The sequence below is a fragment of the Streptomyces sp. cmx-4-9 genome (assembly GCF_046548835.1).
Taxonomy (GTDB): Bacteria; Actinomycetota; Actinomycetes; order Streptomycetales; family Streptomycetaceae; genus Streptomyces.
In genome coordinates this window covers 343,785-369,697 of record NZ_JAEBEE010000008.1, presented here as the reverse complement: position 1 = coordinate 369,697, position 25,913 = coordinate 343,785, and the positions used below count along the sequence as shown (strand labels likewise).

Genomic DNA, 25,913 nt, shown 5'->3' with positions numbered 1-25,913 from the left:
GGGCCGCGCGGGGGGCCGGGGCGCTCAGCCGGCGTGCTCGCGGCACACCGCGGGGGTGGCACCGCAGGGGGCCGGGACGGGTATGGAGAAGGGGGCGCGCTCGGGGAGCGCGGGAGTCACGTACAGCACGACGGGTTCGGTGCCGAGGTTGTGGCCCAGGTGGACGTGGCCGCTGCCCGCGGGTTCCACGAAGCGGGTCCCGGTCGTGTGGACCTCCACCGTGCGGTCGTGCAGGACGCGCGTCAGCGTCCCCGCCAGGACGACGGCGTCGAGCCGGACCCGGTGGTAGTGCCAGCCCGTGCAGCTGCCGGGCGCCATGACGATCTCCCGTCCGCGCGGGATCCGCGCGATGCGCGCCCTCGCCGGTCGTACCGTCGCCTGCTGTCCACCCATGTGCCCCTCCTCGGTGGACTCCTGCCGCGGCCCACCCGTCACACCGTAGAAGGCCACCCCGCCATCGAGGAAGAGTTGACGAAACCTCAACCCGCCCTTCCGACCAGGTGATATGAGGTCCGATCGGCGGTATCACCCCTGTATGAGCCTGGTCGTCTTCGAATCGGCGAAGCAGATCCACTGCGCGGAGTGCCGGCGGGGCCCACTGCGGCACCTGGTGCGCGAGGCGGGCGTTCCGCGCTGCCTCGACTGTGCGGACCTCGGGCACCTGGTGTACCTGCCGCGCGGCGACGCGGCCCTCACCCGCCGCGCCCGGGAGGGGAGTTCGCTGTCGGCCGTCGTCGTGCGCTTCGACCGGCGGCGCCACCGCCACGAGCGCCGGGGGATCCTCGTCGAGGACGCGGCCCTGGCCCGGGCGGAGCGGGCCTGCCTGGCGGACGCCGAGGCGCGGGCCCGGCGCAGGGAGCGCGACCGGCTGCGCAGGGCCGCGCAGGACGTCCGCTTCACGGCGGCCTTCGCCGCCGCGGTCGTGCGGCTCTACCCCGGGTGTCCGGCCGAGCGGGCGGTGGCGATCGCCGCCCACGCCTCGGTGCGCGGCAGCGGCCGGGTGGGGCGCAGCGCGGCCGGCCGGGCCCTGGACGAGCAGGCGGTGGCGTACGCGGTCCGGGCGGCCGTGCGGCACACCGACACCGCCTACGACTCCCTGCTCATGGCCGGCGTCCCCCGGTTCGCGGCCCGTGCCCGGATCGCCCCGCAGATCGAGGCCGTCCTGGACGCCTGGCGCCGCACGCCGCCGGGCGGCTGACCGCCGTACCTGCTACGCGGCGGGGCGGAAGCGGCGGTAGAGGAGGGCTCCGCCGAGCAGCAGGGCGCCGCCACCGGGCAGCAGGTAGCCGAGGGCGTCGGCTCCGGTGTGGGCGAGGGCCCCCGTGTGGCGCGGCGGGGCAGGCGGTGCGGGCGGGACCACGACCGGCTCCTCCTCGACGGGCGGCCGGACAGGCTGGACCGGCTGGACCGGCGGCTTCGCCCCGCTGGGCACCTCGCCGTTGACGGAGGTGTTGCCGCTGGAGGTGTTGCCGATGCCGACGACGCTCACCGCGTTCCCACTGACGTTCAGCGGGAGCTGGACCGGGAGTTGGAGCCCGTTTCCGGAGAGCAGTCCGGGTGAACCCTTTCCGCGTGCGTCGGCCGTGGCGCCGCCGCCGTTGCCCGAGACGGCGCTCCCGCCCGCCCGCGACGACGGGGCCGACTGCTGCGCCGTGTTCGCCCCGCCGTGCGCACCTGCGCCGGGCGCCCCGTTGGCGCAGCGGTTCCCGGCGGCGGAGTTGAGCAGGCCGATGACGCTGACGGTGTTCCCGCACACGTTCACCGGGGTGTGCACGGGCAGTTGCACCAGGTTCCCGGCCAGCAGGCCGGGCGAGTTCTCGGCCGCGGCGCCCGCCTCCGCATCGGCGTAGGCGAGTCCGCTCACACCCACGACCGCCAGACCACCTCCCGCAACCACCGCCGCGATCAGACCATTCCGACGACTGTGAAGCATCAGATTTCCTGCCTTCCGCAAAGTTCACGGGTGTTGGGCCCGCACCGGAGACAACGCCTTGAACCCGTTCGGGTTATAGGGGCGGGGGATATTTCACTCCAACGGGTAAGGGGTATGGCCTGGTGCATGACTGCTCGCCCGCTGCTCCTCCTCGATGTGGACGGCCCCTTGAATCCGTTCCGGTCCCTCTCCGCCGGCCTGCGCGGGTACACCAGCCACCGGATGCACCCGGACGTGTGGCTGTCGTACCGCGACCCGGCCTCCCGCAGCGCACGCCGCGGCGCCCGGGTGCGCCTCCACCCCTCCCACGGGGCCCGGCTGCTCGCACTGCCCTTCGAACTCGCCTGGGCCACGGCCTGGACGCACCAGGCCAACACGCTGATCGCCCCGCACATCGGCCTGCCGGGCAACCTCCCCGTCGTCGACTGGCCGGAGCTGTTCGCCCGCGATCCGGAGGGCCTCTCCTGGAAGACCCGGCCCCTCGTCGCCTGGGCGGCCGGCCGTCCCTTCGCCTGGGTCGACGACATGATCACGCCGCGGGACCGGGCCTGGGTCGCGGCCCACCACCCGTCCCCGGCGCTGCTGCTGCGGATCCGTCCCCGGCACGGCCTGCGCGAGCGCGACTTCACCGCCTTGACGCGCTGGGCGGACGGGATCAGCCCCGCAGGGCGGTGACCGGGTCCGGGCAGGGCCGTCCCGTGGGCCACCAGTCCTCGTCGCCGGGACGGGACTCGTAGGCGTACCAGAGGCCGTCGCGGCCCAGCCGCAGCTGCCGGGTGCCGCAGCTGAGGCGGTTGCGTGCGGGACGGAAGGACCCGCGGCCGGCCGCGATCAGCGCCGGCCGGGCCCGGTCGAAGGGGCCCGCCGGCGGGTCCCAGGGCTCTTCCAGGGCCGCGAGCGCCGCGCGGCCGCCCTGGCGCCAGGCCGCGGCGGCCCGGGCGAGGTCGGTGGTGCTGCGGCCGGTGGCGCGGGCCAGGTCGCGGTAGAGGACGCGGGCCGCTCCGGTGAGGCCGGCCGTCGGATGAGCGGAGGCCAGCCGGACGGCGTCCTGCCAGAGGCTCAGCCCGGCGAGCGGGTCCTCGGCAGTGGCCAGCAGGGCGAGGGCTCGGGCCGCGGCGTCGGAGGCGAGCTGGTCCAGGGCCAGCGGATCCGGTCCGGCGGGGTCGGCCGGGTACGCCGGCGGGAGCCCGGCCGCGGCGGGCACGGGCAGCGGCGCGGGCAGCGGGGGCAGAGCGGTCCGGGCGAGCGCCGCGCGGGCCGGCACCCCCGGGAACCCGGGTGCGGACCGGGGACGCTCCCGCGCGGCATGGGCGGCGTTGCGCCGGGTGAGCTCTTCGAGCAGCTCCCGCTCGCCGCGGCCGCGCACCAGCAGCAGGACGAACGGGTCCTCGTCCAGCAGCCGGGCCGTGCGGTAGCAGAGGGCCGCGGCGTGCTTGCAGGGCGGACGGGCCGGGTCCGGGCAGGAGCAGCGCGCGAGGAGCTCACCGGCCGCGGGCAGGACCTGCCCGGCGAGGCTCTGCGGGACCTCCCGCTCCAGCAGGGCCGCGAGCGAGGCGGGTTCGGCGGCGACCGCCTCCAGCAGGACGCTCCACTCGTCGTCCGCGAACGCGGGCAGGATGAGTTCGGTGCGGTAGGGGCGGGGGCGGCTGCCCCGTACGTACGCCACGATCCGGCCCGGGGTGACGGTGACCGCGTCGACGTGGCCTCCGGCCGCGTAGGCCCGCCCCCGGTCGAGGCGGGCGCCGTCGCGGGAGGCCTGCTCCAGGGCCGCCGTCCAGGCCCGGCCCCACCAGCTCGCCGCCTGCGCCCCCGCGGGCACGGCCTCGAAGGTGCGGCGGCGGTCGTCCTTCGCCGTGATCACGCGGTCCTCCGCAGGGAGACGAGGTCGGCCAGCTCGCGGTCGCCCAGCTCGGTCAGCGCCGACTCGCCCGAGCCGAGGACGGCATCGGCCAGCGCCCGCTTGGCCTCCAGCATCTCGGCGATCCGGTCCTCGACGGTGCCCTCGGCGACGATCCGGTGGACCTGCACGGGCTGGGTCTGCCCGATCCGGTAGGCCCGGTCGGTGGCCTGCTCCTCGACCGCCGGGTTCCACCAGCGGTCGAAGTGGACGACGTGGCCCGCCCGGGTCAGGTTCAGCCCGGTGCCCGCGGCCTTCAGCGACAGCAGGAACACGGGGACCTCGCCCGCCTGGAAGCGGTCCACCAGCTCCTCCCGGCGCGGCACCGGTGTCCCGCCGTGCAGGAACTGGTGGGAGATCCCCCGGTCCGCGAGGTGCCGCTCGATGAGCCGGCCCATCGTCACGTACTGGGTGAAGACCAGCACCGAGCCGCCCTCGGCGAGGATGGTGTCCAGCAGCTCGTCCAGCAGGGCGAGTTTGCCCGAGCGGTGCGCGATCCGCGGCCGCTCCTCCTTCAGGTACTGCGCGGGGTGGTTGCAGATCTGCTTGAGCGAGGCCAGCAACTTCATGATCATGCCGCGCCGCTCGATCCCCTCGCTCGCCTCGATCACCGCCATCGCCTCGTCCACCGCGGCCTGGTAGAGCGAGGCCTGCTCGCGGGTCAGGGAGACCGGATGGTCCGTTTCCGTCTTGGGCGGCAGCTCGGGCGCGATGCCGGGGTCGGACTTCTTGCGTCGCAGCAGGAACGGCCGTACGAGCGCGGCCAGTCGGGCCACCGCCGCCTCGTTGCCCCCGTCCTCCTCCTGCTGGTGCTCCACCGGGCGGGCGTGCCGGGCCCGGAAGGCGGTGAGCGGCCCCAGCAGCCCCGGGGTCGTCCAGTCGAGCAGGGCCCACAGCTCGGAGAGGTTGTTCTCCACCGGGGTCCCGGTCAGCGCGACCCGGGCGGGTGCCGGGATCGTGCGGAGCGCCTTCGCGGTCGCCGAGTGCGGGTTCTTGACGTGCTGCGCCTCATCGGCGACGACCATGCCCCAGGCCTGCCCGGCGAGCTCGGGGGCGGCCGCCCGCATCGTGCCGTACGTGGTGAGGACGAAGCCGCCGGGCGGCCCCTCCAGACTCCGGGCGGCGCCGTGGAAGCGCCGTACGGGCGTGCCCGGCGCGAACCTCTCGATCTCCCGCTGCCAGTTGCCCAGCAGGGACGCCGGGCACACGACGAGCGTCGGCTCGGCGCGGTTCCGGTGCAGGTGCAGGGCGATCAGGGTGACCGTCTTGCCCAGCCCCATGTCGTCGGCGAGGCAGCCGCCCAGCCCCAGGGAGGTCATCAGGTCCAGCCAGGCCAGGCCGCGGGCCTGGTAGTCCCGCAGGGTGGCCTTCAGCGCGGCCGGCTGCGGCAGCGGGGCCGGCTCCCGCGTCAGCCGCTCCCGGAGTGCGGCCAGCGCGCCGACGGGAACGGCCTCGACGGGCTCCCCGTCCACCTCCGCGGTGCCCGACAGGGCCACGGCCAGGGCGTCCACCGGGTCCAACAGTCCCAGCTCCCGTTTGCGCGCCTTGCGCACCAGCGCGGGATCGACCCGCACCCACTGGTCCCGCAGCCGCACGACGGGCCGGTGCGCCTGGGCCAGGGCGTCCATCTCGCCCGGCGTGAGCCGGTCCCCGCCGAGGGCCAGCTCCCAGGAGAAGGCGAAGAGCTGCCCGGCGTCGAAGAAGGCCGTGCCGTCGGTGGCCGACCCGGGCGCCGTGGAGCGGACGACGGCGGTCGCCGACAGTGAGCGGGCCAGCTCGCGCGGCCAGTGGACCGGCACCCCGGCGGCCGCCAGCCGGTCCGCGGCCGGGCCGAGCAGGTCCTCCAGCTCCGGGTCCGAGAGGGCAAGGACATCGGGGGCGGGCTGGTCGAGCAGCCGCAGCAGGGGCGGCCAGACGCGGGCGGCCCGGCGCAGCGCGAGCACGGCGTCGATGCGGGCGCGGGGGCCGAAACCGGCGGCGGCCGCGCCCGCCCACAGCGCGGCGGCGTCGGTGACCAGGGTCGGGTCGGCGAGGCTGTGCACCTGCACGACGGCGGCCCCGGCCCGGCGGACCTCCGCCGCGGGGTCCTCCTCTTCCCCGGGCCCGTCGAAGAGGCGGAAGGACGACAGGTCGAGCCGGAGCGACATTCCCACCCCGGTGTCGGCGCCGGCCGCGACCTGCGCGGCCCAGTCCGCCATCTCCGGGACCTGCTGCGGCTCCCGCGCGGCGAAGGGCCGCCCGGCGGCCACCGCCGCGGCCGGGGTGCGCGGCAGGGTGTCGGCGACGGCGTCGAGGAACGCCCGGACCAGCGCCTCCGGTGCGGGCAGCTGGAGCGGGCGGCGCCCCGCCAGGGGGGTGGCGTACCCCTCGTGGGGCAGCGCGGCGGCGAGGGCGCGGACCCGGTCGACATCGGACGCCTCCAGCGGGCCGGCCCGCCAGGCGTCGACCCCCTCGGGGGTGAGGCCCGGGAGCAGCCGGCCCCGGGCGGTCAGGGTGAGGGCCTGCGCGGCGGCCGCGCCCCAGACACGGGTGGCGGGATGCGCGGCGGGGCTGCGGGACGCCCGGACGAGCAGGGGGAGGGCGGCCGCCACGGAGAGGGCCACGGCGGGCACGGTGCGGCTGCGGACCCCCTCGCCGTGCGGCCGTACGACGGTGAGCGGCGTCGGCGTGCCCGCCTCGGGCAGCGCCTCCCCGCCGGGCGCCCAGAAGACCACCAGGCCCTCGCGGGGGACGGCCGCGGGCAGGAAGACGGCGGCATGGCGCAGCAGCGCACCGGTGGCGGCGCCGCCACCGGTCGGCGCCGGCTGCGGCTGCGACTGCGGTGTCATAAGCTTCCCCTCCCCCGGTCCCGGTCGGTGCGGATCTCCCGTGCACCGAGTCTAGGCGGGAGCACTGACAACCCCTGCTGACCTGGGCCTACGCCCGGCTCAGCGGGCCCAGCGGCCCAGCTCCGCGGCGTAGCCGCAGACCGGGCGGCCCGCGGCGGAGCCGCCTCGACGGGGCCCCCGGCGGCCGGCGGCCGGCACCGCGGGTTCGGCACCACGTTCGACACCGCCGCCGTGCAGGTGTCCGTACGGTCCTCCTCGGGCTCCGCGGCCGCGGAGCCGGCCGGCGCACTGGAGGGCAAGGCGGCGGCCTGCGCCGCCGACCGGCTGCGGACCCACCCGGGCAAGCACCGCCTCCTGGCAGGACTGCGGCACGCTCGCCGTCGAGGAGGGGGCGCACGTCTACGGGGTGCACGTCTGCCTCCCCGAGTCCGCCGAGCGTGCACCTCTTCGGCATCGGACGGGACGGGGCCACGGTCACGGCCGTCCCGTGGGGCCGGATGGGCAACCTCTCCGACGCCCCGGTCGGCGCGTTCCAGAAGACCACCACGAAGGCCGTGCACCGGCTCAACCCCTGATCACGGCGCATGCGGACGCCCCCGGTGGGACCATGGACACCGGGGGCAGTCCGCGATCCGAGGCGGGAGCGATGCGTTCCGGAAACGAGCCGGTGACCGCCCGCAGTCCGCTGCGGCTGCGGTTCTGGCTGAGCCTGTGGGGGGTGCTGTGGGGCGCCGGCGGGGCGGTGGCGTTCGCGCTGGCGGACCGTCCCGGCTGGGCCGCGGTCTGCGGGGCGCTCGCGCTGCTGGCGGCCACCGACCTGGCGGTGGTGGTCCGGCACATCCGCCAGGGCCCGCACTACCAGCCGGGCCGGGACATCCCGCCGTACGAACCCCCGCACCATTCCCCGGAGCAGCACCGTCCGCAGGGGCCGCACCGTCCGCCGGAGCCGCACCGCCCTCAGGAGCCGCACCGTCCGCAGGGCCCGGCGGGCCCCCAGGGCCCGCCGGGCCCCGGGCGCGCCGACTGATTCGCCCGCCCGGGCCGCGGCCGGGGTCCTGCAGGCCGGGGTCCTACTCGTCGAAGCGGGCCGCTTCCAGGTACTCCGGCTGCGGGTCCAGGGCGGCGGCCAGCCGGAAGTGCTTGCGGGCCTGCGCGGGACGGCCGGAGCGCTGGTGGGTGCGGGCCAGCGCGAAATGCGCGAAGGCGTTGTCCGGCTCCCGCTCCAGCACCAGTTCGAACTCCAGCTCCGCGGGGCGCAGTTGCGCGGCCGCGAAGAAGGCCCGGGCGCGCAGCAGGCGGGCCGCCGTGTTCTCCGGGTGGGCGGCTATCACCGAGTCGAGGAGTTTGACGGCGCCGCGCGGGTCCCGAGCGGCCAGCAGCTGCTCGGCGGCCCGGTAGTCGATGACGTGCGTCTCCGGGCTCGTCCCGCCGGACGGCGAGGACGCGGGCTGCGGAGGCTGCGGCGTGGTGTCGGACACGGTCTGATCCTTCCCTCTGCGAACGCGTTCCACGCGCGGCCGCCGGTCAGCTCGGTGGACCCCCTACACCGGCCGTACGGCCCGGGCGCGGGCGGTGAGCTCCGCCCACACCCGGCGGACCTGCGGTTCCAGTGCCTCCAGCGGGCCGTCGTTGTCGATGACCAGGGTGGCCACGGCCAGCCGCTGCTCCCGGGTGGCCTGCGCGGCCATCCGGGCCCGCGCCTCGCCCTCGGCCATCCCGCGCGGCCCGGTCAGCCGTTCCAGCTGGGTGGCGGGGGCCGCGTCCACGACGACCACCAGGTCGTAGAGCGGCGCCAGGCCGTTCTCCGCGAGCAGCGGTACGTCGTGCAGCACGATCGCGTCGGACCCGGCAGCGGCCTCCAGCTCGGCCGACCGGGCTCCGACCAGCGGGTGCACGATCGCGTTGAGTGTCTGGAGCTTCGCCGGGTCGGCGAAGACGATCGCGCCCAGCCGGGCCCGGTCCAGGTCCCCCTGCGGGGTCAGCACCTCCTGGCCGAAGGCGTCGACGACGGCCGCGAGTCCCGGCGTGCCGGGCTCGACGACCTCCCGTGCGATGCGGTCCGCGTCCACGAGGACCGCCCCGTACCCCGCCAGCAGCCGCGAGACCTCGCTCTTGCCGGCACCGATTCCGCCCGTCAGGCCCACTTTCAGCATGCCCGCAGCCTAATGCCGCGGCCGCGGAATCCCCGCGGTCAGTTCTCCCCCTCGCGCTCGGCGAGGAACCGCTCGAATTCCCGGCCGATCTCGTCCGCCGAAGGGATCTCGGCAGGTTCCGCGATCATGTTGCCGCGGGTCTCGGCTCCGGCGGCGGCGTCGTACTGGTGCTCCAGGCCCTGGACCAGGGACACCAGCTCGTCGTCGCCTTCGCGGATCTGCCGGTCGATCTCCGTCTGGGTGCGGTGGGCCTCGGTGCGCAGGGCGTGCGCCACGGCGGGCAGGACCAGGCCGGTCGCCGCGGTGATCGCCTCCAGCACGGTCAGCGCCGCGTCCGGGTACGGGGAGCGGGCCACGTAGTGCGGGACGTGCGCGGCGACGCCCAGCACGTCGTGCCCGGCCTGGCCGAGGCGGAACTCCACGAGCGACTCGGCGCTGCCGGGCACCTGGGCCTCGTCGAAGGGGCTGCGGTGCCCCGGCATGAGGTCGGTCCGGTTGCCGTGCGGGGTGATCCCCACGGGGCGGGTGTGCGGGACCCCCATGGGGATGCCGTGGAAGTTGACCGAGAGCCGCACGCCGAGCCGCTCGACGATCTCCCGGACCGCGACGGAGAACCGCTCCCACTCCACGTCCGGTTCGGGACCGGAGAGCAGCAGGAAGGGGGCGCCGGTGGCGTCCTGGACCAGGTACACCTCCAGCCGGGGTTCCTCGAACTCGGTCCAGTGGTCCCGTTCGAAGGTGAGCAGCGGGCGCCGGGCCCGGTAGTCCACCAGCCGGTCCGCGTCGAAGCGGGCCACCACCTGGTGGGGCAGGGTGTCGAGCAGCCGCTCGACGATCTGCTCCCCGGCCTCACCCGCGTCGATGTACCCCTCGAAGTGGTAGAGCATGACCAGCCCGGCCGAGTCCTGGGCCAGCGCCAGGTCGGCCACCGCCAGGCCCTTGGCGTCCCATTCGTACAAACCCTGTGGATCAAGCACCGTTGCCACTCCTCCCTCGCCTCGTTCCCTGCCAAGAACGTGCAAGGAGGCGCCGGCATTCCCCAGTTGGCCGCATTCCCGCCGCATTCCGTCCCGGGTCCCGGGACGGGGGGAACGCGACGAGGCCCGCCCCCCGAAGGGGACGGGCCTCGTCGTTCACCTCAACCAGCTCTGCTCACACCGGAGTGCGTGCGCGCTGCGATCAGCTCTGGCCGCCGGCCAGCTTCTCGCGGAGCGCGGCCAGGGCCTCGTCCGACGCCAGGGCGCCGGAGGTCTCGTCCGACTCCGAGGAGTACGAACCACCCGAGATGCCCGCACCGGCGTTGCCACCGGTGGCGGCCGGAGCGGCAGCACCCTCGGCAGCGGCGGCCTCGTCGGCCTCGCGGCTCTTGATGACCTGCGCCTGGTGCTGCTCGAAGCGCTGCTGCGCCTCGGCGTACTGGGTCTCCCAGGCCTCGCGCTGCTTGTCGAAGCCCTCGAGCCAGTCGTTGGTCTCGGGGTCGAAGCCCTCGGGGTAGATGTAGTTGCCCTGGTCGTCGTACGACGCGGCCATGCCGTAGAGGGTCGGATCGAACTCGACCGAGGCCGGGTCGGTACCGAAGGACTCGTTGGCCTGCTTCAGCGACAGCGAGATCCGGCGACGCTCGAGGTCGATGTCGATGACCTTGACGAAGATCTCGTCGTTGACCTGGACGACCTGCTCCGGGATCTCCACGTGGCGCTCGGCCAGCTCGGAGATGTGGACCAGGCCCTCGATGCCCTCGTCCACGCGGACGAACGCACCGAACGGAACCAGCTTGGTGACCTTACCCGGGACGACCTGGCCGATCTGGTGGGTCCGGGCGAACTGCTGCCACGGGTCTTCCTGCGTCGCCTTCAGCGACAGGGAGACGCGCTCGCGGTCCATGTCCACGTCGAGGACCTCGACGGTGACTTCCTGACCGACCTCGACGACCTCGGAGGGGTGGTCGATGTGCTTCCAGGAGAGCTCGGAGACGTGCACGAGACCGTCGACGCCGCCCAGGTCCACGAAGGCACCGAAGTTGACGATCGAGGAGACGACGCCGGAGCGGACCTGACCCTTCTGCAGGGTGGTGAGGAACGTCTGGCGAACCTCGGACTGGGTCTGCTCAAGCCAGGCGCGACGCGACAGGACCACGTTGTTGCGGTTCTTGTCGAGCTCGATGATCTTCGCCTCGAGCTCCTTGCCCACGTAGGGCTGGAGGTCGCGGACGCGACGCATCTCGACGAGAGAGGCCGGCAGGAAGCCGCGGAGGCCGATGTCGAGGATGAGACCACCCTTGACGACCTCGATGACGGTACCGGTGACGATGCCGTCTTCTTCCTTGATCTTCTCGATGGTGCCCCAGGCACGCTCGTACTGAGCGCGCTTCTTCGAGAGGATCAGGCGGCCTTCCTTGTCCTCCTTCTGGAGAACCAGGGCCTCGATCTCGTCGCCGACCTTGACGACCTCGTTCGGGTCGACGTCGTGCTTGATCGACAGCTCGCGGCTCGGGATGACGCCTTCGGTCTTGTAACCGATGTCGAGGAGAACCTCGTCCCGGTCAACCTTGACGATGACGCCGTCGACGATGTCGCCATCGTTGAAGTACTTGATCGTCTCGTCGATCGCCGCGAGGAACGCGTCCGCGTCGCCGATGTCGTTGACCGCAACCTGCGGAGTGGTGGCGGTGGTCTCGGTGCTGCTCGTCATGTGGGAAAGGGCTCCGGTTACGGACAGAAAGTCGTAGGTACTGCTACGCCGGGAGCCCTTATCGGCATCCACCGAAGACCGGACAGCCAAGGAGGCCCCCGATCCGCAGAAGAGCGGCGGGGCCTCGAAAACCGAGGGGACATCAACAGATGCAAGCGCAGCCTGCTAGGTCTGAGGAGCACAGGCTCGCAGCGCAACTTGTAGCATACGGGGGCAGCCCGACAGGGTCAATGCGCGAAGGCGCACACCGCGGGCGGATCGCCGGATAACCGGCACAATTCTCCGGCGGGGAGGCCCTGGTGGCCCTTCCTGCCTCCTTCGCAGACTACGACGACGGGCCCCATGAACCAAGAGTCCTACGCCCCCGAAGACGCGCTCGGAGCCGACGGCGACACCGACGCGGACGCGGAGGCCACCCGGCGTGACGCCGGGGAAGCGGAGAGCAGCCGGGCCAGCCGCAGCTGGTGGGACCGCAACGCCGACGACTACCAGAACGAGCACGGCGCCTTCCTCGGCGACGACCGCTTCGTGTGGGGCCCCGAGGGCCTGGACGAGGAGCAGGCGGCCCTGCTCGGCCCCGCCGCCTCCCTCGCCGGCAAGGACGTCCTGGAGATCGGCGCGGGCGCCGCCCAGTGCTCGCGCTGGCTGGCCGCCCGGGGCGCCCGCCCGGTCGCCCTCGACCTCTCGCACCGCCAGCTCCAGCACGCCCTGCGCATCGGTGACGGCGTCCCCCTGGTGGAGGCCGACGCCGGCCGGCTCCCCTTCCGCGACGCCTCCTTCGACCTGGCCTGCTCGGCGTACGGCGCCGTCCCCTTCGTCGCCGACCCGGTGAACGTGATGCGCGAGGTGCACCGCGTCCTGCGCCCCGGCGGCCGCTGGGTCTTCTCGGTGACCCACCCCGTGCGCTGGGCCTTCCCCGACGAGCCCGGCCCCGAGGGACTGTCCGTCGCCGCCTCCTACTTCGACCGCACCCCGTACGTCGAGCAGGACGAGCACGGCGAGGCCGTGTACGTCGAGCACCACCGCACGATCGGCGACCGGGTCCGCGACGTGGTGGCGGGCGGCTTCCGCCTCGTCGACCTGGTCGAACCGGAGTGGCCCGCGTGGAACAGCCAGGAGTGGGGCGGCTGGTCCCCGCTGCGCGGCGGCCTGATCCCCGGCACCGCGATCTTCGTGTGCGAGAGGGACTGACCCGGTGACCCCGCCCCACCGCACCGCCGCCCTCGACGCCCTCCCGGTGCGGGAGGCCCTGCCCGCGCTCACCGCCGCCCTCGACGGCCACGGCACCGCCGTGCTCTGCGCGCCGCCCGGCACCGGCAAGACCACCCTGGTGCCGCTGGTCCTGGCCGGGCTGGTGGGCGGCGGTCCCCGGCGCCGGGTGGTCGTCGCCGAACCGCGGCGCATCGCCGCCCGCGCGGCGGCCCGGCGGATGGCCTGGCTGCTGGGCGGGCAGCCCGGCGGACCGGTGGGCTTCACGGTGCGCGGGGAACGGGTCGTGGGGCCCGACACCGCCGTGGAGGTCGTCACCACCGGGGTGCTGCTCCAGCGGCTCCAGCGTGACCAGGAGCTGTCGGGGGTCGACGTGGTCGTCCTGGACGAGTGCCACGAGCGGCACCTGGACGCCGACACCGTCGCCGCGTTCCTTCTGGACGTGCGCCAGACCCTGCGGCCGGAGCTGCGCCTGGTCGCGGCCTCGGCGACGACCGACGCGGCCGGCTGGGCCCGGCTGCTGGGCGGCGCCCCGGTCGTCGAGGCGGCGGGGGTCTCGTACCCGGTGGAGACCGTGTGGGCTCCCCCGGCGCGCCCGGTGCGGCCCCCGCACGGGATGCGGGTGGACCCCGCGCAGCTCGCCCACGTGGCCTCGGTGGTGCGCCGGGCCCTGGCGGAGCGCACCGGCGACGTCCTGTGCTTCCTGCCCGGCGTCGGGGAGATCGCCCGGGTCGCCGGGCAGCTCGCCGGGGTGGACGCGGAGGTGCTGCAGATCCACGGCCGGGCTCCGGCCGACGTCCAGGACGCGGCGCTGACGGCCGCCGGCCACCGCCGCGTGGTCCTGTCCACCGCCGTGGCGGAGTCGAGCCTGACCGTGCCGGGGGTGCGCGTGGTGGTGGACTCGGGGCTGGCCCGCGAGCCCCGGGTCGACCATGCGCGCGGACTGGGCGCGCTGGCGACCGTACGGGCCTCGCGGGCGGCCGGGCGCCAGCGGGCGGGCCGGGCGGGCCGTGAGGCGCCGGGGACGGTGTACCGCTGCTGGACGCAGGCCGAGGACGGGCGCCTGCCCTCCTTCCCGTCCCCGGAGATCCGGATCGCCGACCTGACGCAGTTCGCCCTCCAGGCCGCCTGCTGGGGCGACCCCGACGCGACCGGTCTGGCCCTGCTGGATCCGCCTCCGGCCGGGGCGATGGCCGCGGCGCGCGAGGTGCTGCTCGCCGTCGCGGCGGTGGACGCGGCGGGCCGGCCGACGCCGCGCGGGGTGCGGATGTCCCGGCTGGGGCTGCACCCGCGGCTCGCCCGGGCCCTGCTGGACGGCTCGGCCGCGCTCGGCTCCCGCCGGGCGGCCGAGGTGGTGGCCCTGCTGAGCGAGGAGCCGCCGCGCGAGTACGGGGACGACCTGGCCGCGGCCTGGCGGCAGGCCCGCCGGGGCGGCGACGGCTACGCGGCGCGCTGGCGGGCGGAGGTCCGCCGCCTGGAGCGGGCCGCCCAGGAGCCTGCGGGCTCCGCCCGCGCACCCCGGTCCGGGTCCGGGGCGGACTCCGCGGCGCAGTCGCGGCCGGTGGGCGACGACGGCGCGGCCGGACTCGTCGCCGCCCTGGCCTTCCCCGAGCGGGTCGCGAAGGCGAGGGGCGAGGGCGTGTTCCTGATGGCCTCCGGGACCGCGGCCGAGCCGGGCGCCGGTTCGGGGCTGCGCGGCGCGCCCTGGCTGGCGGTCGCCGTCGCGGACCGGGCCGCGCACGCCGTCTGCGCCCGGGTGCGGCTGGCCGCCGTCGTCGACGAGGGGACGGCCCGCGCCGCCTGCGGGCATCTGCTGGGCGGCGGGGAGGAGGTGCGCTGGGAGGACGGCGCCGTGGTGGCCCGCTCCGTCGAACGGCTCGGGGCGATCGAGCTGACCGTGCGGCCCCTGCGCGACCCGGACCCGGAGCTGGTGCGGGCCGCGCTGCTCCAGGGGCTGCACACCGAGGGCCTCGGCCTGCTGCACTGGACCCGGGACGCCGTGGCGCTGCGGGCCCGGCTCGGCTTCCTGCACCGCACGCTCGGCGGCGGCTGGCCCGACGTGGCCGACGACGCCGCTCTGCTGGAGCGCGCCGGGGACTGGCTGGAGCCCGAGCTGTCCCGGGCCCGGCGCCGCGCGGACCTCGGGCGGATCGACGCCGGGCAGGCCCTGACCCGGCTGCTGCCGTGGGCGACCGGCGAGGCCGCCCGGCTGGACGAGCTGGCGCCCGAACGGATCGAGGTGCCCAGCGGCTCCCGGATCCGGGTGGACTACTCCGCCGGGCAGCCCGTCCTCGCCGTGAAGCTCCAGGAGCTGTTCGGGCTGGCCGAGACCCCCCGGGTCGCGGGCGTGGCGGTGCTGGTGCACCTGCTGTCGCCGGCCGGGCGGCCCGCGGCCGTCACCGCCGACCTCGCCTCGTTCTGGCGGGACGGCTACCGGGCCGTCCGCGCCGAGCTGCGCGGCCGCTACCCCCGGCACCCCTGGCCGCAGGACCCGGCGGGAGCCGTACCCACCCGGCACACCAACGCCCGGTTCAAGGGCTGACCTCGCCCTCGGCGCTCTCCCGCGGCCGCCGCCGGCCCCGGGCCTCCAGCCACAGCGCGAGCCCGAGCAGCAGCAGGCCGGCGCCGGCCAGCCCGGCCGGGGCGTAGGTGTGCAGCGCGAGGACCTTCAGGCGGTTCGCCCGGACCAGGTCGACCGTGTACGCGCTGTAGTCCTCGCGCATCTTCACGTGCCCGGCGAAGGCGGTGAGCTTGCCGTCGGGGCCGCCCGCCGCGATCCCGCCGCGCATCTCCTGCCGGATCTCCTGCTCGGCGTTGACGGGCGCGCCGGTCACCGGGTCCACCCAGAACATCGCCTTCGTCGTGTACCAGAGGGTGGTTCCGGTGGTCGCCTCGATCGTGGACGGGTCGATGCCCTCGACGGGCATCTTCTTCGGCATGGGCACCTTGGTCCACGGGACGGTCTGCTCGAAGTAGTAGACGTCCATGCCCTTGAACGTGCGGGGGCCGACGTAGTGGATCGGCGAGGAGGTGCGGGTCTGCGCGTCGAAGTACAGGTAGTCCCGCGGCTCGGTGAAGAACGGCCACTTGAACTCGATGCCCTGGCGCTGGACGGCGTCCCCGTCCACCATCTCCCCGGTGGCGTGCACCGGGTCCTGGGTGTGCGCGTCGAAGATGTAGCGCTCGGGGATCTGGGAGACCATCCTGCCCCCGGGGCCGATGATGTGCGTGAGCGTGTCCCAGACGACGACGTCCCGGCCCGCGTCCGCCTCGATCTCCTCGGACGCCTCCACGTTGCCCTTGAGGGTCTGGACGATGGTGACCTTGTCCACCTTCCTGGGCTGCATGCCGTCGGCGTAGTCGAGGAGGGTGGCGTCCTTCGCTTCCAGCACCACCTCCTGGTACTGGTTCGGCGGTATCTTCGCGAGCCGCGGGTACGCGTACCAGCGCAGCAGCGGTGCGAGGGCCGCGCAGAACACGGCGAGGGCCAGCAGGACGAGGCTCGCTCTGCGTCGCATGGCCGGGCCCTCCTCTACAGTCCGGGCGCGGCGGGCGCGGTGGTGAGCAGGGGCTTGGGGGAGGTCTTGCCTTCGGGCGCCCCGAGCGCCGTGACGGCGAGGACGAGGAGCACCGCGAGGACGAGCCCGCTGGCGGCGGCGATCGTTGCGCGCATGCCGGGCCTCCGGAATCTGATAAGGCGTCAGGGCGGACGCACCGTAGCAACGCGGGGGCCAGATGAGAACCGTCTGGGCCTGCGCGTTCACCGCCGTGCCCGGCCGCCCGCCTGAGTACCCGTACTCATGCCCGCGGGCCGGTCGGCGGGCAGGCTGACGGTCATGAGCACCTCACCTGCCCCATCCGGGGGCATCCGGGGCCTCGTTGCGGACACCGCCACGGCCCTGTGCCTGATCCTGCTCGAACTCCTGGGCCTCGCCGCGGTGTTCTTCGTCTGGGCGCTGTCCGGATGGAACCTCGACCCGCAGGGAGACTCCCGGCCCGACCCGGTCTGGGGCTACCTGGTGCCGGTCGGCGTGCTGGCGGTGCTGATGGCCTGGGCGAGCCTGCGCGCCTCGCGGCGGCCCGGCGGCGGGGTGACCGCCACGACCCAGGCCGTCATGGCCATGGGGACGGTGGTGCTGATCCTCGCCGCGGCCTACTACCAGCACCGCGAGGACACCCCGCCTCCGCCGAGTCCGTGCCTGCAGTCCCCGTCGGCGCCGTGGTGCAACGGCTGACGGGACCGGCGCCCCCGGCTACGGGGCCTCGGTCGGGCTCGGGGCCGGCGCCGGCGTGCGGCCCGCCGTCCCGGAGCGCGCGGGGGCGGGCTCCACGGTGGCCGCGGGACTCGGGGTCGGCGACGCGGTCGGAGCCGGCGCCGCGGTGGGGGCGGGTTTCGGCGTCGGGGCCGCCGTCGGGGTGGGGGTGGGGGTGGACGTGGGAGTCGGCGTCGGGGTGGGAGGCGGCGTCGGGGTGGGGGTCGGCGTGGGCGTGGGCGTCCGGGACGGGCTCGGCGTGGGCGTCGGGCTCGGTGTGGGGGCCGGGCTCGGCGTCGGGCTCGGGCTCCCGGGCCGCGGGCGAGGCGGCGGCGTCGGGGCGGGCTTCGGGCCCGGGTCCGGCGTCGGGACCGGCTTCGGGACCGGCTTCGGGGCCGCCACCGCGGGCACGGCCGCGGCTCCGGCGTCCGGGACCTCACGGGTCCCCTTGAGGTAGTAGGTGAACCAGGACCGTACCGTCCGCAGGTAGTCCGCGGACCGGTTGTACGACAGCACGGCCCGGTCCAGGTCGGCGTCCTGGCGCAGGTCACGGCCGCCCGCGCACAGGTAGCGCCCGGCGGCCAGGGCCGCGTCGTACACGTTGTTCGGGTTGCGCCGGCCGTCGCCGTCGCCGTCCTGCCCCCAGGAGGCCCAGGTGGAGGGGATGAACTGCATCGGCCCGACGGCCCGGTCGTGGCGGCCGTCCCCGTCGTGGGCCCCGCCGTCGGTGTCGGGGATGTCCGCGAAGCCGTTGCCGTCGAGCACGGGTCCCAGGATGGGGCGCAGCGTGGTGCCCGCCGCGTCGACCTGCCCGCCTCGCGCCTGTCCGGACTCCACCTTGCCTATGGCTGCCAGGAGTTGCCAGCGCAGCCCGCATCCGGGGTCGCCCGCCGCCACCGTCCGCTCCGCCCGCCGGTACGCGGCGAGCACGCTCGCCGGTATCCCTTGCGCGCCCCCGGCGGCCGCCGCGGCCCCCGGTCCGGAACCGGGCCCGGGGGGCGGCTGCTGCGCACCCGCCGTGACCGGCGCCGCCGACGCGCCGCCCTCGGGCAGCAGGACGGCCGGGGGCTCCTGGCCGACCGGCGGCGGCAGTTCGGCGGAGTACGAGGAGTCCCCGCCGGCCGCGGCCGCCGGGAGGGGCTGCGCGGCCGCCTCCGCCGCGGCCGTCCGCCCGGCGCGTCCGGCGGCCGGGCCCTGGGACCCGGTCACCGCCGCGGTCACCAGTGCGCAGACCAGGGCGGCCGCCGCGCCCCGGCGCAGCCTTCGTCCGCTGATGCGAGTCGCCATGAGCCGGACCCCTCCCCCTCGACGTCCGCGTGACCCTATGCCAACTCCCTGCACAGGGCACGCACGGTGGCGGGGGCTTCACCACATCCCCACGTCCCCGACCCGGTCGCGCATACTGTCCGGACCCTTCGCCGCGGGCGCCGCCACGGCCCGAAGGGCTGCGCCGGGCGTCCGCCGGCGCCCGTCGGACCACCGAGGAGAGGCGTCGTGCCGTTCACCCTCAGCCATGCGGCTGCCGTCCTGCCCGCCGTCCGCCGGACCGGGCGGGGGCGGGGGCCGTTCGTGGCCTCGGCGCTGGTCCTCGGATCGTTCGCCCCGGACACGTTCTACTTCGCGGACGCCGTGGTCGGCGGCCTCATGCAGTACGGGGACTTCACGCACTCCCTGGTCGGCGCGGCCACGGCGGACGCGGTGCTCACCGCCGCGCTGGCGGCGCTGTGGCTGCTGCTGCGCGAACCGCTGCTGGCCCTGCTGCCGCGCGGCGTGCAGGGCAGGGTGCACTCCTTCGTGCGGGGCGAGCACTGGCGCGGCCGCGGGCTGCTGCCGCTCGCGCTGCGGTTCTACCTCTCGGCGCTGGCGGGCTCGCTGACCCACATCGTCTGGGACAGCTTCACCCACCTGGACCGCTGGGGGACCAACGCCCTGCCGGAGCTGGGTGCGCCGCTCGCCTTCGGCCTGCCGCTCTACTCGTACCTGCAGTACGGCAGTTCGGCGGTGGCGGCCTGCGCGCTCGCCTGGTTCACCGTTTCCGGCCTGCGGCGGCTGCCCCGTTGCGCCGCGCCCGTATCGGTGCCGGCGCTGACCCGCGGGGAGACCGTGCTCGCCGTCGCGCTGGTGGCGGGGTGCGCGGCGGTGGGGACTGCGCTGCGGGTGGTGCGGTACTTCACCTTCTTCGACCGGATCAGCAGCCCGCTCGACATCATCCCGACCGTCTGCTTCGGCGCGGGCGGCGGCCTCGCCGTGGGGCTGCTGCTGTACGGGGTCCTCGTCCGGCTGCGCCACCGCCCCGGCCGCGGCCCCGGCCCGGCCGACCGGGACACGCACGCGCGGACGCCCGTCCCCACGGCTTAGGCAGGGAGACGGGCGTCCGGAGGCGTTGGGCCGGCGGCGGTCAGTGCGCGGCGGACTCCCAGTCCGTGCCGACGCCCACGGACACGTCCAGCGGGGCCCGCAGGGCGACGGCGGCGCCCATCTCGCGGCGCACCAGCTCCTCGACTTTCTCCCGCTCGCCCGGGGCGATCTCCAGCACGATTTCGTCGTGGACCTGGAGCAGCATCCGGGACTTCAGCCCGGCCTGCGTGACCGCCTTGTCCACGCGCAGCATCGCGACCTTGACGATGTCGGCGGCGGTGCCCTGGATGGGGGCGTTCAGCGCCATCCGCTCGGCGGCCTCGCGGCGCTGCCGGTTGTCGCTGTTGAGGTCCGGCAGGTAGCGGCGGCGGCCGAAGACCGTCGCCGTGTACCCGGTGGCCCGGGCTTCGTCCACGACGCGCTGGAGGTACTCGCGCACCCCGCCGAACCGCTCGAAGAAGGTGTCCATCAGTCCGCGCGCCTCGGCGGGCTCGATGTTCAGCTGCTGGGCGAGGCCGAAGGCGGACAGCCCGTACGCCAGCCCGTACGACATCGCCTTGATCTTGCGGCGCATCTCGGCGTCGACCGCGGTCCGCTCCACCCCGAACACCTGGGAGGCGACGGTGGTGTGCAGGTCCTCACCGGTCGCGAACGCCTCGATGAGGCCCTCGTCCTCGGAGAGGTGGGCCATCACGCGCAGCTCGATCTGGCTGTAGTCGGCCGTCATCAGCGACTCGTAGCCCTCGCCGACGACGAAGCCGCGGCGGATGGCGCGGCCCTCGTCGGTGCGCACCGGCACGTTCTGCAGGTTGGGGTCGGTGGAGGACAGCCGGCCGGTCGCGGCGACGGTCTGGCTGAAGCTGGTGTGCACCCGGCCGTCGGCGCCGATGGTCTTGACGAGGCCCTCGACGGTGACGCGCAGCTTGGCCTGCTCCCGGTGGCGCAGCATGATCACCGGGAGTTCGTGGTCGGTCTGCGCGGCCAGCCAGGCCAGCGCATCCGCATCCGTGGTGTAGCCGGTCTTGGTCTTCTTCGTCTTCGGCAGGTCCAGCTCACCGAAGAAGACCTCCTGGAGCTGCTTGGGCGACCCGAGGTTGAACTCGTGGCCCACCGCCCCGTGCGCCTCCTTCACGGCCTGCTGCACGGCGCCGGCGAACTGCTGCTCCATGGCCTCCAGGTGGTCGCGGTCGGCGGCGATGCCGGAGCGCTCCATCCGGGCCAGCAGCTCGGAGGTCGGCAGTTCCATGTCGTGGAGCAGTTCCACCGCGCCCACCTCGGCGAGCTTGCCCGTGAAGGCCTCGCCGAGGTCGAGGACCGCCCGGGCCTGCGCCATGAGGGCCTCGGCCTCCGCCGTGTCGTCGGCGCCGAAGGCCAGCTGCCCGTCCGCGGCGGCCGGGGCCAGCTCCCGGTGCAGGTACTCGTTGGACAGGGCGTCCAGGGCGAAGGAGCGGCGGCCCGGCTTGACCAGGTACGCGGCGAGGGCGGTGTCCATGGTGACGCCCGCGAGGCTCCAGCCGTGCTCCGGGAAGACCCGCATCAGGCCCTTCGCGTGGTGCACGACCTTCGGCTTCGCCGGGTCGGCGGCCCAGGCGGCGAAGGCCCGCTCGTCGGCCTCGTCCAGTGCGGAGGGCTCGAACCAGGCGGCCGGACCGCCGGCCGCCGCCAGCGCGATCTCGCTGATGCTGCCCTGGCCCAGGGCCCAGCTGTCGACGGTGGAGACGCCCAGCGGGCCGCCCGCATGGGCCTCCAGCCACGGCGCGAGTTCGCCGTGACCCAGGACGGAGCCGTCCAGCTCCACCCCGGCCGCGACCGGTGCGGGCACCTGCGCCTGCTCCGCGCCCGGGTCCACGGCCAGCAGCCGCTCGCGCAGCGAGGCGTTGCGGATCTCCAGGACGTCCAGCACGCCGGTCACCGCGGACCGGTCGTAGGGGGCGCGCTCCAGGTCGGCGGGGGTCTTGGACAGCTCGACGTCCTTGACCATCTCGGTCAGGACCCGGTTGAGCTTGACGGCCTCCAGGTGGTCCCGGAAGTTCTGCCCGGCCTTGCCCTTGACCTCCTCGGCGCGCTCCACGAGCTCCGCGAACGACCCGAACTGGATGATCCACTTGGCGGCGGTCTTCTCGCCGACGCCCGGGATGCCGGGCAGGTTGTCGGAGGGGTCACCGCGCAGCGCCGCGAAGTCCGGGTACTGCTGCGGGGTGAGGCCGTACTTCTCCTCGACCTTCTCCGGGGTGAACCGGGTGAGCTCGGAGACGCCCTTCGTCGGGTAGAGCACGGTGGTGTGCGCGGACACCAGCTGGAAGGAGTCGCGGTCGCCCGTGACGATCAGGACGTCGAAGCCGAGGGCCTCCGCCTGCGTGGCCAGCGTCGCGATCACGTCGTCGGCCTCGAAGCCGTCGACGGCGAAACGCGGCACCTTCATCGCGTCGAGGAGCTCGCCAATCAGCTCGACCTGCCCCTTGAACTCGTCGGGGGTCTTGGAACGGTTCGCCTTGTACTCGGGGAACTCCGTCGAACGCCACGTCTTGCGGGACACGTCGAACGCCACCGCGAAATGCGTGGGCGCCTCGTCGCGCAGCGTGTTCGCCAGCATCGACGCGAAGCCGTAGACGGCATTCGTCGGCTGGCCGGTCGCGGTCGTGAAGTTCTCCGCGGGCAGCGCGAAGAACGCCCGGTACGCCAGGGAGTGCCCGTCCATGAGCATCAGGCGGGGGCGGCCCGCTGCGGTCGTCTGGTCGGTCTTCTTCGATGCTGAATCTGCCACGCCCCCGATCCTAGGGGGCCCCGCCGACAATTCCGGCGTCGGAGATCGGGGCAGGGCGTGACAGGATCGAAGGTGTCAGCGAATGCAGCTCGAAGGGGAGCGACATGGCCGCCAAGCCGCCCGCAGGTGATCCCGTACAGGACGCGCCGCAGGTCGCGCCGCCCCGGCACGCCGCAGCGGGCCTGCCCGCCGTCGGGTACACCCTGAAAGCCGCGCAGCAGCAGATGGGCCTGGTCCGCGCCACCCGCACGCTCCTCAAGGTCAACCAGAAGGACGGCTTCGACTGCCCCGGCTGCGCCTGGCCCGAGGGCGACAAGCGGCACACCGCCGAGTTCTGCGAGAACGGCGCCAAGGCCGTCGCCGAGGAGGCCACGCTGCGCCGGGTCACCCCGGAGTTCTTCGCCGCGCACCCGCTCTCCGACCTGGCCGGCCGCTCCGGCTACTGGCTGGGGCAGCAGGGCAGGATCACCGAGCCGATGCTGCTGGAACGCGGGACCGGGCCCGAGGGCGAGGACCGGTACGAGGCCGTCGGCTGGGACCGGGCCTTCGAGATCATCGCGGAGGAGCTGAACGCCCTCGACTCCCCCGACGAGGCCGTCTTCTACACCTCCGGCCGCACCAGCAACGAGGCCGCGTTCCTCTTCCAGCTCTTCGTGCGCGAGTTCGGCACGAACAACCTGCCCGACTGCTCCAACATGTGCCACGAGTCCTCGGGCTCCGCCCTGAACGAGACCATCGGCATCGGCAAGGGCAGCGTCTCCCTGGAGGACCTCCACCAGGCCGACCTGATCATCGTCGCCGGCCAGAACCCGGGCACCAACCACCCGCGCATGCTCTCCGCCCTGGAGAAGGCCAAAGCCGCCGGCGCGAGGATCATCTCGGTGAATCCGCTGCCCGAGGCCGGCATGGAGCGGTTCAAGAACCCGCAGACACCCCTCGGCATGCTCAAAGGCACCGCCCTGAACGACCTCTTCCTCCAGATCCGCATCGGCGGCGACCAGGCCCTCTTCCGGCTCCTGAACAAACTGGTCATCGAGGCGGGCGGCGCCACCGACGAGGCGTTCATCCGCGAGCACACCCACGGCTACGAGGAGTTCGCGGCCGCGGCCCGCGAGACGGACTGGGACGCCACCCTCGCCGCCACCGGCCTGACCCGCCCCGAGATCGAACGCGCCCTGGCCATGGTCCTCGCCTCACGGCGCACCATCGTCTGCTGGGCCATGGGCCTCACCCAGCACAAGCACTCCGTGCCCACCATCCGCGAGGTGGTCAACCTCCTCCTGCTGCGCGGCGACATCGGCCGGCCCGGCGCCGGCGTCTGCCCGGTGCGCGGCCACTCCAACGTCCAGGGCGACCGCACCATGGGCATCTTCGAACGCCCCGCCCCCGCCTTCCTCGACGCCCTCGACCTGGAATTCGGGATCACCTCGCCCCGCCACCACGGCTTCGACGTGGTCCGCTCCATCCAGGCCCTGCGCGACGGCGAGGCCAAGGTCCTCTTCGCCATGGGCGGCAACTTCGTCGGGGCCACCCCCGACACCGAGGTCACCGAGGCCGCGATCCGCCGCGCCGCCCTGACCGTGCACGTCTCCACCAAACTCAACCGCTCCCACGTGGTCACCGGCCGGCGCGCGCTGATCCTGCCCACCCTCGGCCGCACCGACAAGGACGTCCAGGCCTGCGGCAAGCAGTTCGTGACCGTGGAGGACTCCATGGGCATGGTCCACGCCTCCCGCGGCAACCTCGCCCCCGCCGGACCGCTCCTGCTCTCCGAACCCGCCATCGTGGCCCGGATGGCCCGCGCCGTCCTCGGAACGGCCTCCACGACCCCCTGGGAGGAGTTCGAGCGGGACTACGCGAAGATCCGCGACCGGATCTCCCGGGTCGTCCCCGGCTTCGAGGACTTCAACGCCCGCGTCGCCCGCCCCGGCGGCTTCCGGCTGCCGCACGCCCCCCGCGACGAGCGCCGCTTCCCCACGAAGACCGGCAAGGCCAACTTCACGGCCGCACCGGTGGAGTACCCGAAGGTCCCGCCCGGCCGGCTGCTCCTGCAGACCCTGCGCAGCCACGACCAGTACAACACCACGATCTACGGCCTCGACGACCGCTACCGCGGCATCACCGGCGGCCGCCGCGTCGTCATGGTCAACCCCGAGGACGCCGCCGAACTCGGCCTGGCCGACGGCTCCTACACCGACCTGGTCGGCGAATGGAAGGACGGCGTGGAGCGGCGCGCCCCCGGCTTCCGCGTCGTGCACTACCCGACGGCCCGCGGCTGCGCCGCCGCCTACTACCCGGAGACCAACGTCCTGGTGCCGCTGGACGCCACCGCGGACGTCAGCAACACCCCCGCGAGCAAGTCCGTCGTCGTGCGCTTCGAACCGGCCTGATAGAACGACCCCAGGACAAGATGGTTAACGATCGTTGACGAACGGAGCCTGCCCATGGGCGAGCAGCACGCAGTGAAGTTCCCGCAGGAGGTGCTCGACGAGTACGCGGCCCTGGGCATCGACCTGCCCTCGCTGTTCTCGGCGGGCCACCTCGGCGAGCGGATGGACATCCGCATCCTGGAGGCCTCCGCCGACCGCGTCGTGGGCACCATGCCCGTCGAGGGCAACACCCAGCCCTACGGCCTGCTGCACGGCGGCGCCTCCGCCGTCCTCGCCGAGACCCTCGGCTCGGTCGGCGCCATGCTGCACGGCGGCATCACCAAGATCGCCGTCGGCGTCGACCTGAACTGCACGCACCACCGCGGAGCCCGCTCCGGCCTGGTCACCGGGGTCGCCACCCCCGTGCACCGCGGCCGCACCACCGCCACGTACGAGATCGTGGTCACCGACGAGCAGGACCGCCGCGTCTGCACCGCGAGGCTGACCTGCCTGCTGCGCGACACGGACTCTTAACGACAAGGCCGAGACGGGCAGTTGTGCGACCTCCGGCGCCGGTCTAGCGTTCCCCGCATGGGATCCGGACCGGCGCCGCGCCACGCCGCCGCACGCGCACGGACGGCGCGCCCGGCCGCCCGCGCGGCCTCCCGTGCCGCCTCCCGCGCGGCCTCCCTCGCGGTCCACCACTGCCGCGCCGGCGCCGCGATCGGCGGACCCCGGTGAGCGGCCTCACCGGCGGCGGCATCGGGCCCGTGGAACCGGGCGAGGGCACCGAGGGCCCCAGGGACGAGCACGACGCGGGCACGGGCCCCCGCACGCCCGCCCCCGGCCCGCTCGCCCGGCGCACCGACCGCCTGCGAGCCCTGGCGGCCCGCCACCGCCGGCCCCTGGTCGCACTGGCCGCGGCCGGCGTCGTGGCGGCGAGCGCCGCCCGCTACCACGCCACGCGCCCGCAGCAGGCGGCTCCCCTGCCCCCGGCGGCCCCCTCCCAGACCCTGGCGCTGAACTACGGTGAGCCACGGCCGCCCACCGCCGGCCGGCCCGACTTCGCGTTCACTGTCCGTGTGCGGAACACGGGCGGCCCCCCGGTCACGGTGGAGCGCATCGGCCAGCCGTCCCGGGCGCTCAGCGTGACGGTCCGGCCACATCTGCCCGTCACGGTCGGCCCGGGAGAAGTGGTCGAGCTGCTGCTGACGATTGAAGCCAAAGACTGCGTGCATGTGGCACGGAATTCGGGCCTGCCATTCCTGGAAGTAACCCTCAGTAATGAAATGCAGAAAGAGGATCACAGTTACATCCCCGGTGACCGATATGCCAGGGATCTCTCCGTCGCCCTGACCAGGGCCTGTCCCGAAGATCGAGACACCTCCCCCTCCCCTCGGTCATGAGTCAAACGCCCCAAGACTCCTGGAATGACAGGACCCAAACCAGCCGACAGTC

At 74.5% G+C, this 25,913-nt stretch carries 24 protein-coding genes; 12 read left to right on the top strand and 12 right to left on the bottom strand.

The window, feature by feature from the left end; genetic code table 11:
- Positions 1–24 precede the first annotated feature (24 nt).
- Positions 25–393 carry a hypothetical protein gene (locus tag ACLJTM_RS25860; protein ID WP_411106112.1) on the bottom strand — a complete coding sequence of 123 codons (369 nt, stop codon included), beginning with the start codon at positions 391–393 and terminating at the stop codon, positions 25–27.
- A 142-nt stretch (positions 394–535) separates the two neighbouring features.
- On the opposite strand from ACLJTM_RS25860, the gene ACLJTM_RS25855 reads away from it, so the two are divergent.
- Positions 536–1,198 carry a DUF2293 domain-containing protein gene (locus ACLJTM_RS25855; RefSeq protein ID WP_411106111.1) on the top strand — a complete coding sequence of 221 codons (663 nt, stop codon included), beginning with the start codon at positions 536–538 and terminating at the stop codon, positions 1,196–1,198.
- A gap of 12 nt (positions 1,199–1,210) precedes the next feature.
- Here the strand turns inward: ACLJTM_RS25855 and ACLJTM_RS25850 are convergent, their stop codons facing one another.
- Positions 1,211–1,870, bottom strand: coding sequence for a chaplin (locus tag ACLJTM_RS25850; RefSeq protein ID WP_411106110.1), 660 nt, complete (start codon positions 1,868–1,870; stop codon positions 1,211–1,213).
- A gap of 189 nt (positions 1,871–2,059) precedes the next feature.
- On the opposite strand from ACLJTM_RS25850, the gene ACLJTM_RS25845 reads away from it, so the two are divergent.
- Positions 2,060–2,608 carry a hypothetical protein gene (locus ACLJTM_RS25845; protein ID WP_411106109.1) on the top strand — a complete coding sequence of 183 codons (549 nt, stop codon included), beginning with the start codon at positions 2,060–2,062 and terminating at the stop codon, positions 2,606–2,608.
- Here ACLJTM_RS25845 and ACLJTM_RS25840 read toward each other — a convergent pair.
- Positions 2,589–3,794 (bottom strand): SWIM zinc finger family protein, encoded by a 1,206-nt coding sequence (locus ACLJTM_RS25840; protein WP_411106108.1) that lies wholly within the window; start codon positions 3,792–3,794, stop codon positions 2,589–2,591. The two genes, ACLJTM_RS25845 and ACLJTM_RS25840, sit on opposite strands and share 20 nt — an antisense overlap.
- Entirely contained in the window at positions 3,791–6,658 is a 2,868-nt protein-coding gene (locus tag ACLJTM_RS25835; protein WP_411106107.1) for a DEAD/DEAH box helicase, read from the bottom strand. The genes ACLJTM_RS25840 and ACLJTM_RS25835 overlap by 4 nt, the downstream gene beginning before the upstream one ends.
- Positions 6,659–7,095: 437 nt before the next feature.
- Between ACLJTM_RS25835 and ACLJTM_RS25830 the strand changes: the two genes are divergently transcribed.
- Positions 7,096–7,233 carry a hypothetical protein gene (locus ACLJTM_RS25830; RefSeq protein ID WP_411106106.1) on the top strand — a complete coding sequence of 46 codons (138 nt, stop codon included), beginning with the start codon at positions 7,096–7,098 and terminating at the stop codon, positions 7,231–7,233.
- 71 nt (positions 7,234–7,304) lie between these two features.
- Positions 7,305–7,685 carry a DUF6343 family protein gene (locus ACLJTM_RS25825; RefSeq protein ID WP_411106105.1) on the top strand — a complete coding sequence of 127 codons (381 nt, stop codon included), beginning with the start codon at positions 7,305–7,307 and terminating at the stop codon, positions 7,683–7,685.
- 43 nt (positions 7,686–7,728) lie between these two features.
- Here the strand turns inward: ACLJTM_RS25825 and ACLJTM_RS25820 are convergent, their stop codons facing one another.
- From ACLJTM_RS25820 to rpsA, 4 genes are all read right to left on the bottom strand, one after another.
- Positions 7,729–8,136, bottom strand: coding sequence for a tetratricopeptide repeat protein (locus tag ACLJTM_RS25820; RefSeq protein WP_411106104.1), 408 nt, complete (start codon positions 8,134–8,136; stop codon positions 7,729–7,731).
- Between the two features lie 63 nt (positions 8,137–8,199).
- A complete protein-coding gene (gene coaE / locus ACLJTM_RS25815; protein WP_411106103.1) occupies positions 8,200–8,811 on the bottom strand; it encodes a dephospho-CoA kinase in 612 nt (203 codons plus the stop codon).
- Positions 8,812–8,849: 38 nt separating this feature from the next.
- Positions 8,850–9,788 carry a PAC2 family protein gene (locus ACLJTM_RS25810; RefSeq protein WP_411106102.1) on the bottom strand — a complete coding sequence of 313 codons (939 nt, stop codon included), beginning with the start codon at positions 9,786–9,788 and terminating at the stop codon, positions 8,850–8,852.
- Between the two features lie 202 nt (positions 9,789–9,990).
- Positions 9,991–11,502 carry a 30S ribosomal protein S1 gene (rpsA, locus tag ACLJTM_RS25805; protein ID WP_411106101.1) on the bottom strand — a complete coding sequence of 504 codons (1,512 nt, stop codon included), beginning with the start codon at positions 11,500–11,502 and terminating at the stop codon, positions 9,991–9,993.
- Between the two features lie 342 nt (positions 11,503–11,844).
- On the opposite strand from rpsA, the gene ACLJTM_RS25800 reads away from it, so the two are divergent.
- Both ACLJTM_RS25800 and hrpB read left to right on the top strand, forming a co-directional pair.
- Positions 11,845–12,693 carry a class I SAM-dependent methyltransferase gene (locus tag ACLJTM_RS25800; RefSeq protein ID WP_411106100.1) on the top strand — a complete coding sequence of 283 codons (849 nt, stop codon included), beginning with the start codon at positions 11,845–11,847 and terminating at the stop codon, positions 12,691–12,693.
- Positions 12,694–12,697: 4 nt separating this feature from the next.
- Positions 12,698–15,253: an ATP-dependent helicase HrpB gene (gene hrpB, locus ACLJTM_RS25795; RefSeq protein ID WP_411106099.1), complete on the top strand. Its 2,556-nt coding sequence runs from the start codon at positions 12,698–12,700 to the stop codon at positions 15,251–15,253.
- On the opposite strand, the gene ACLJTM_RS25790 is transcribed toward hrpB, so the two are convergent.
- The gene (locus ACLJTM_RS25790; RefSeq protein WP_411106098.1) at positions 15,243–16,229 is read right to left on the bottom strand and encodes a DUF3068 domain-containing protein; all 987 of its coding nucleotides are present in this window, start codon (positions 16,227–16,229) and stop codon (positions 15,243–15,245) included. The two genes, hrpB and ACLJTM_RS25790, sit on opposite strands and share 11 nt — an antisense overlap.
- A gap of 14 nt (positions 16,230–16,243) precedes the next feature.
- Positions 16,244–16,384: an SPW_0924 family protein gene (locus ACLJTM_RS25785; RefSeq protein ID WP_411106097.1), complete on the bottom strand. Its 141-nt coding sequence runs from the start codon at positions 16,382–16,384 to the stop codon at positions 16,244–16,246.
- A gap of 163 nt (positions 16,385–16,547) precedes the next feature.
- Between ACLJTM_RS25785 and ACLJTM_RS25780 the strand changes: the two genes are divergently transcribed.
- Positions 16,548–16,946 carry a DUF6234 family protein gene (locus ACLJTM_RS25780; RefSeq protein WP_411106096.1) on the top strand — a complete coding sequence of 133 codons (399 nt, stop codon included), beginning with the start codon at positions 16,548–16,550 and terminating at the stop codon, positions 16,944–16,946.
- 18 nt (positions 16,947–16,964) lie between these two features.
- Here the strand turns inward: ACLJTM_RS25780 and ACLJTM_RS25775 are convergent, their stop codons facing one another.
- The gene (locus ACLJTM_RS25775) at positions 16,965–18,251 is read right to left on the bottom strand and encodes a lytic transglycosylase domain-containing protein (protein ID WP_411106095.1); all 1,287 of its coding nucleotides are present in this window, start codon (positions 18,249–18,251) and stop codon (positions 16,965–16,967) included.
- Between the two features lie 207 nt (positions 18,252–18,458).
- Between ACLJTM_RS25775 and ACLJTM_RS25770 the strand changes: the two genes are divergently transcribed.
- Complete coding sequence (locus ACLJTM_RS25770) at positions 18,459–19,322, top strand: DUF4184 family protein (protein WP_411106094.1); 864 nt, start codon at positions 18,459–18,461, stop codon at positions 19,320–19,322.
- A gap of 40 nt (positions 19,323–19,362) precedes the next feature.
- Here ACLJTM_RS25770 and polA read toward each other — a convergent pair whose 3' ends face one another.
- Positions 19,363–22,086 (bottom strand): DNA polymerase I, encoded by a 2,724-nt coding sequence (gene polA, locus ACLJTM_RS25765; protein WP_411106093.1) that lies wholly within the window; start codon positions 22,084–22,086, stop codon positions 19,363–19,365.
- 104 nt (positions 22,087–22,190) lie between these two features.
- On the opposite strand from polA, the gene ACLJTM_RS25760 reads away from it, so the two are divergent.
- From ACLJTM_RS25760 to ACLJTM_RS25745, 4 genes are read left to right on the top strand one after another with little or no spacing between them, the layout of a single operon-like run.
- Positions 22,191–24,476: an FdhF/YdeP family oxidoreductase gene (locus ACLJTM_RS25760; protein WP_411106092.1), complete on the top strand. Its 2,286-nt coding sequence runs from the start codon at positions 22,191–22,193 to the stop codon at positions 24,474–24,476.
- A gap of 54 nt (positions 24,477–24,530) precedes the next feature.
- Positions 24,531–24,989 carry a PaaI family thioesterase gene (locus ACLJTM_RS25755; protein WP_411106091.1) on the top strand — a complete coding sequence of 153 codons (459 nt, stop codon included), beginning with the start codon at positions 24,531–24,533 and terminating at the stop codon, positions 24,987–24,989.
- Between the two features lie 57 nt (positions 24,990–25,046).
- Positions 25,047–25,196 (top strand): hypothetical protein, encoded by a 150-nt coding sequence (locus ACLJTM_RS25750; RefSeq protein ID WP_411106090.1) that lies wholly within the window; start codon positions 25,047–25,049, stop codon positions 25,194–25,196.
- On the top strand, positions 25,193–25,861 hold the full coding sequence (locus tag ACLJTM_RS25745; RefSeq protein ID WP_411106089.1) for a Tat pathway signal sequence domain protein: 669 nt from the start codon (positions 25,193–25,195) through the stop codon (positions 25,859–25,861). The genes ACLJTM_RS25750 and ACLJTM_RS25745 overlap by 4 nt, the downstream gene beginning before the upstream one ends.
- Positions 25,862–25,913 lie beyond the last annotated feature (52 nt).